The 6,006-nt window shown below is 71.5% G+C and carries 4 protein-coding genes; all 4 read left to right on the forward strand.

What is annotated here, in order from left to right; all coding sequences use genetic code 11:
• Nucleotides 1–1,516: ABC transporter ATP-binding protein (locus JMF86_RS17490; protein WP_201317086.1), on the forward strand; the 1,516-nt coding region annotated here is incomplete at its 5' end.
• Nucleotides 1,516–3,279 (forward strand): ABC transporter ATP-binding protein, encoded by a 1,764-nt coding sequence (locus JMF86_RS17495; protein ID WP_041489471.1) that lies wholly within the window; start codon nucleotides 1,516–1,518, stop codon nucleotides 3,277–3,279. The genes JMF86_RS17490 and JMF86_RS17495, both read left to right, overlap by 1 nt.
• Nucleotides 3,280–3,425: 146 nt before the next feature.
• Entirely contained in the window at nucleotides 3,426–5,609 is a 2,184-nt protein-coding gene (locus JMF86_RS17500; RefSeq protein ID WP_050768806.1) for a TonB-dependent siderophore receptor, read from the forward strand.
• Complete coding sequence (locus JMF86_RS17505; protein ID WP_011547178.1) at nucleotides 5,609–5,872, forward strand: hypothetical protein; 264 nt, start codon at nucleotides 5,609–5,611, stop codon at nucleotides 5,870–5,872. The genes JMF86_RS17500 and JMF86_RS17505 overlap by 1 nt, the downstream gene beginning before the upstream one ends.
• Nucleotides 5,873–6,006 lie beyond the last annotated feature (134 nt).

Below are 6,006 nucleotides of genomic sequence, written 5' to 3' on the forward strand. Positions count from 1 at the left end.
CGGCCAGACGGTCGCACTGCACCTGACGCACCGCGTCGACGCCGATCTCGGCGACCGTCTGCGCAAGCGCCTTGCCGATCATCTGCAGCGTTTGCCGCTCGGCTGGTTCGCGCGTGCGGGCAGCGACCGTGTCGCGCGCCACGTCGATCAGGACGTGCGCGCGCTGCATCAGCTCGTCGCGCATGCGCCGGCCGATCTCACGCAGCTCGTCGTCGTGCCGTGCGCGGCGCTCGCGTGCCTGCTTTATCTGAATCCCGTGCTGCTCGCGTTCGCGCTCGTGCCGCTCGTCGCCGGTGCGGCGCTGTTCCGCTGGATGCGCTCGGCACGCTTCGCGCCGGCCTTCGCCGCACGCAACGCGGCGCTCGAACGGCTGATGGGCGACTATGCGCAGCTCGCGCAGAACCCGGCGCTGGTGCGGCAGTATCCGGGCGCCGGCATCGAGGCGGCCGCGCTGGCGTCGGCCGGACATTTCTCGCACGCGTTCGCGGCGTGGGTCGGCCGCATCGGCGGTCTCGGCGCGTGCACGCAGGTGCTGCTCGGCACGCCGTTCCTGCTCGCGTGGGTCGTGTGCGGCGCGACGTGGCTGACGGCCGGGCAGTTGCCGGTCGGCACGCTGTGCGCGTTCGCGTTGCTGATCTGGGCGATCGCGGCGCCGGTGCGTGCGCTCGGTCATGGCGCCGATGCGTTGCGCGACGCGCACGCGGCCGCCGCGCGGCTCGATGCGTTGCTCGTGCAGCCGGGCTTGCAGGAACCCGCCGACGGCGCGGCACAGGCGCCGCGCGATGCATCGATCGAACTGCGCGGCGTGCAGGTCGACATCGACGGCGAGCCGATCCTGCGCGACCTCGACGCGACGATCGCGGCCGGCACGACCACCGCGATCGTCGGGCCGTCGGGCGCGGGCAAGAGCACGCTGCTGATGCTGCTCGCGCGCTTCATGGACCCGGATCGCGGCACGGTGCGGCTCGGCGGCGCCGATCTGCGGCTGCTCGCGTCGGACACGCGCCGCGAACAGGTCGCGATGGTGTTCCAGCAGGCCACCGCGCTCGACGATGTGTCGATTGCCGCGAACATCGCGCTGTACCGGCCCGATGCCGATCGCGACGCGATTCGCGCCGCCGCGCGCGCGGCCTGTCTCGACGAGCGCATCGACGCATTGCCGGGCGGCTACGACTGCGTGTGCGGGCGCGACGTGCGGCTGTCCGGCGGCGAACTGCAGCGATTGTCGATCGCGCGTGCGCTGCTGTCGCGCGCGCCGTTGCTGTTGCTCGACGAACCGGCGTCGGCGCTCGATCCGCAAACCGGACGCGCGTTGCGCAACGCGCTGCGCGCCGACATGCGTACCCGTGTGATCGTCAGCCACGATCTCGATGCGATCCGGCACGCGGACCAGATCCTCGTGATGGAGCGCGGCCGCATCGTCGAACGCGGTACGCACGCGGCGCTGCTGGCCGCGCACGGGCTGTATGCGCGGCTCTGGCGCGAACGCAGCGCCGCAGGCGGGGAGGCCGCATGATGACGACATCGCTCAAACGTTTGCAGTGCCTGCCGAGCGACACGCGCCGCGCGCTGTTGCGCGGGCTGGGCTGGGCGGTGGCCGCCGCGTTGCTCGACGGCGCGTGCGGGCTGCTGCTCGTGCCGCTGATCCGCGCCTGGTTCGCCGGTGCGCAGGCGGCCGCGCTGCGCTGGACGGCCGTGCTCGGTGTGCTGACGCTGTGCCATGCGCTCGTGCTGTACGTCGCGCAACGTCGAGGCTATCGCGCGGGCGGCGCGCTGGCCGTCGGCCTCGTCGAACGCCTCGTGCACCACCTGCCGCGCATCGCGTCGTGGCAGGCCGTGCGCGACAGTCATCGGGCCGGGTTGCTGCGCGGGCCGGTGATGCAGGCGATGGGAATTCCCGCGCACCTGCTCGGGCCGTTGATCGGCGCGGTCGTCACGCCGCTCGCGGTGGTCGCGGGGCTCGCGTGGATCGACTGGCGCATCGCGCTGTGCCTCGCGGCGGCGGCCGTGCTGCTGTTCGCGCTGCTGGAACGCGGCGGCGCCCGCACGCTCGCGTTCGAACAGGCGCGCGCCGCCGGCGATCGCGACATGGCCGTGCAGCTTCAGACCTTCGCCGCGCATCAGGGGCTGCTGCGCTTCGCGGGCCGGGACGGCGACGCACGCGCGGCGCTGCAGCGCGCGTTCGACGAACAGCATCGCCGCACGCGGGCGCTGATGCGGCGCTCGCTGCCGATCGAGCTCGGCTTCGCGGGAGCGGTGCAGGGCGTGTTCGTCGCGATGCTGATCGGCGGCGCGTGGGCCGTCGCGGCCGGCCGGCTCGACGCGGCGACGGCCGTCGCGGTGCTGGTGCTGCTCGTGCGCTTCATCGAGCCGCTCGCGCAGCTCACGCAGCTCGACCAGGCGCTGCGCGGCGGCTGGCGCGCGCTCGATACGGTGCTCGCGGTGCTGCATGCGCCACTTTTCGACAGCCCCGAGCGCGGCACGCCGGTACACGACGCGAGCGTCGACGCGCTGCGCGTCGGCTATCGGTCGGCCGGCGGCGCGACGCTGCTCGACGGGATCGACCTGCATTGTCCGGCGGGCGGCTTCGTCGCGATCGTCGGCCCGACGGGCGCGGGCAAGAGCACGCTGCTCGGCCTGCTCGCGCGGCTCGACGATCCGTGCGCCGGGCGCGTGCTGCTCGGCCGCGCCGACGTGCGGCACCTGAGCGAGGCGACGCTCGCCGCGACGCGCAACCTCGTGTTCCAGGACAACGGGCTGTTTCGCGGCAGCCTCGCGTGGAACGTGCGGATGGGGCGGCCCGACGCGACCGATGCCGAGCTGCGCGCCGCGCTGGATGCGGTCGGCCTGCTGCGCGACGCCGAACGCCTGCCGGACGGCCTCGACACCGACGTGGGGCCGGGCGGCCAGTTGCTGTCGGGCGGGCAGCGCCAGCGCGCATGCCTGGCGCGTGCGCTGCTGGCGCGCGCGCCGGTGCTGATGTTCGACGAGCCGACCGCGAGCCTCGATGAACTGAGCGCGCGACGCGTGCGCGACAGTCTCGTCGCGCTGCGCGGGCAACGCACGCGCATCGTCGTCACGCATCAGCCGGCGCTCGCGGCGGCCGCCGACACGATCGTCGTGCTCGATGCGGGCCGCGTGCGGGCGACCGGCACGCATGCGCAACTGATCGAGACCGATGCGTGGTACGCGACGTTCTCCCGCGCTGGACGGCCGCCCGACGGAGCGCCGCCCGCCGGCGCGGACGCCGAAACCCGCCCGGCCGAATCCGAGCAGTGACGTGAACAATGCGGGCCGCCGTGCCCGGAATCGATAGGAAAAGCTCCACGATCGAAAAATCGCCTGCCGGTTCTAATTGATAATGAGAATGATTATCAAATACGGGGGCGTGAATGCGGTACGAGGTACGGGAACCTGAGAGATCGATGATGCAGGGCGCACGCGTCGCCCGTTTCGGGCGCTGGCGTCCGTCGCTGTACCTCGGCCTGCTGATCGCCGCGCATCCGGCGGCGGCGTTCGCCGATGCGGCGCCGGCGGCCGGCGCGGAAGTCCGCCGGGACAAAGCGGCCGCCGCGCAGCCTGCCGGGAGCGAGTTGAAGGCGATTGCGGTGAATGCGTCGCGCGGCGTCGCCGACGATCCGTCCGTGGCGACGGTCGGCAAGATGCCGCTCGCGTTGCGCGAGATTCCGCAGTCGGTCAGCGTGACGACGCGCGAGCGGATCGACCAGCAGAACCTGTTCTCGCTCGACGAGGTGATGCAGCAGTCGGCCGGCGTGACCGTCCAGCCGTACGTGCTGCTCACCACTGCGTACTTCGTGCGCGGCTTCAAGGTCGATTCGTTCGAATTCGACGGCGTGCCGGTCGTGATCGGCGACATGGCGAGCGCGCCGCAGGACATCTCGGTGTACGAACGCGTCGAAATCCTGCGCGGCGCGAACGGGCTGCTGCACGGCTCGGGCAATCCGGCCGCGACCGTCAACCTCGTGCGCAAGCGCCCGCAATACCAGTTCTCCGCGCATGCGACCGCCAGCGTCGGCAGCTGGGACCGCTATCGCGCGGAAGCCGACATCGGCGGCCCGCTCAATGCGGCCGGCACCGTGCGCAGCCGGCTCGTCGCCGCGTACGAGGATCGCCACTTCTTCTACGACCACGCGAAGCAGGACACGCGTTCGATCTACAGCGTCACGGAAGTCGACGTGACGCGCGACACGCTGCTCACGTTCGGCGCGCAGTACCAGACCACGACATCGGTGCCCGACATGTCCGGCGTGCCGATGGCGCGCGACGGGTCCAGCCTCGGCCTGTCGCGCTCGACGTTCCTCGACACCGCGTGGGGCCGTTTCAACTGGGACACGACGCGCGCGTTCGCGTCGATCGAGCAGAAGCTCGGCGCCGGCTGGAAGGCGAAGGTCAGCGGCGAATACCAGAGCGTGCGCTCGGACCTGAAGTACGCGGGTTCGTTTGGCGCGATCGATCCGGCGACGGGCGCCGGCGGCCGGCTGACCGGCGCCGCGTACCAGTTCAGCAGCTACAGCCGCAGCATCGATGCGAACGTGCAGGGCCCCGTGCATGCGTTCGGGCTCACGCACGACCTGCTGTTCGGCGTCACCTACGCGAACAGCAGCAGCGGGCAGATGACCGCGCCGCTGCTCGGCGACGTGGCCGGCACGCCGGTGAACGTGTACCGCTGGAACCCGAGCAGCGTGCCCGAGCCCGGCATCGGGCCGTACCAGCAGTCGCAGCAGAACGACGTTTCGCAGAAGGGCGTCTACGGGCTGGGCCGCATCAAGCTCGCGGAGCCGCTGACGCTCGTGCTCGGCGGCCGGATGAGCTGGTGGAACCAGGACAGCCTCGGCGCGCACTACAACACCGGCCACCAGTTCACGCCGTACGGCGGGCTGATCTGGGATTTCGCGCGCGACTGGTCGTGGTACGCGAGCTATGCGGAGGTGTTCCAGCCGCAGACCAAGTCGATGTGGGGCGGCGGCATCCTGACGCCGGTGAAGGGGCGCACCTACGAAACGGGCGTGAAGGGCGAACTGGCGGGCGGCAAGCTCGACGTGTCGCTCGCGGCGTTCCGCATCGATCTCGACAACAACCCGCAGGTCGACCTCGCGCATCCGTGCGCGGGGCCGAGCTGCTACTACGTGAACGGCGGCAGCGTGCGCAGCCAGGGCTTCGAGTTCGAGGCGAACGGGCGCATCACGCCGTGGTGGAGCGTGTGGGCGAGCTACACGTACGACACGATGCGTTATGCGGACAACCTCGCGAACGCGGGTTCGTTCGCGCCGCTGCTGAATCCGCGCCACCTGTTCCGGCTGTGGACCAACTACGACCTGCCGTGGCAGGAGCGGCGCTGGAGCATCGGCGGCGGCGTGCAGGTGCAGAGCAGCTACTCGGCGCAGGCGAACGGCGTCACGATGAGCCAGGGCGGCTACGCGCTCGCGAGCGTGCGGCTCGGCTACCGCTACGACAAGCACTGGAGCGCCGCGCTCAACGTCAACAACCTGTTCGACCGCACCTACTACCTGAGCCTGAGCCAGCCGGGCTGGAACAACCGTTACGGAGAACCGCGCAACGTGATGCTGACCGTGCGCGGGCAATTCTGATGGCGGCCGGCTGGGGCGCGCGGGCGGCGATCGCGATCGGCGGCGTGCTGCCGGGGGCGGTCGCGCTCGCGCTCACGCTGGCCCGTCATTACCCCGACGACGGCCTGAACCGGCTCTATGCGGCCGTGTTGCTGACGCTCGTCGCGAGCGTCGCCGCGCTGCTGTGGGTGCTCGTCGCCCCCGGCTGGCGACAGGCCGTGTGGCGTGCGGGTGCGTGGCTCGCGGTGCTCGTGCCGTGCGCGATGTTCTGGGGAGGGCGCTGACATGGATGCTTCGTCGCGTTCGCGCTGGCGCGCGCTGCATCGCGGCGCCGGCGCGCTGTTCGGCGTGGTGCTGTTCGTCGTGCTGTTCAGCGGCACCTGGAGTCTCGCGTTCGATTCGATGCAGGGCTGGTGGC

Source organism: Burkholderia sp. E168m15 (genome assembly GCF_016586105.1).
In the GTDB taxonomy this organism is placed as follows: Bacteria; Pseudomonadota; Gammaproteobacteria; order Burkholderiales; family Burkholderiaceae; genus Burkholderia; species Burkholderia orbicola.

Bases quoted from the DNA above. Each gene is read 5' to 3' on its own strand.
- JMF86_RS17505 (WP_011547178.1), top strand. From the start codon at position 5,609: ATGGCGGCCGGCTGGGGCGCGCGGGCGGCGATCGCGATCGGCGGCGTG.
- JMF86_RS17495 (WP_041489471.1), top strand. From the start codon at position 1,516: ATGACGACATCGCTCAAACGTTTGCAGTGCCTGCCGAGCGACACGCGC.
- JMF86_RS17500 (WP_050768806.1), top strand. From the start codon at position 3,426: ATGATGCAGGGCGCACGCGTCGCCCGTTTCGGGCGCTGGCGTCCGTCG.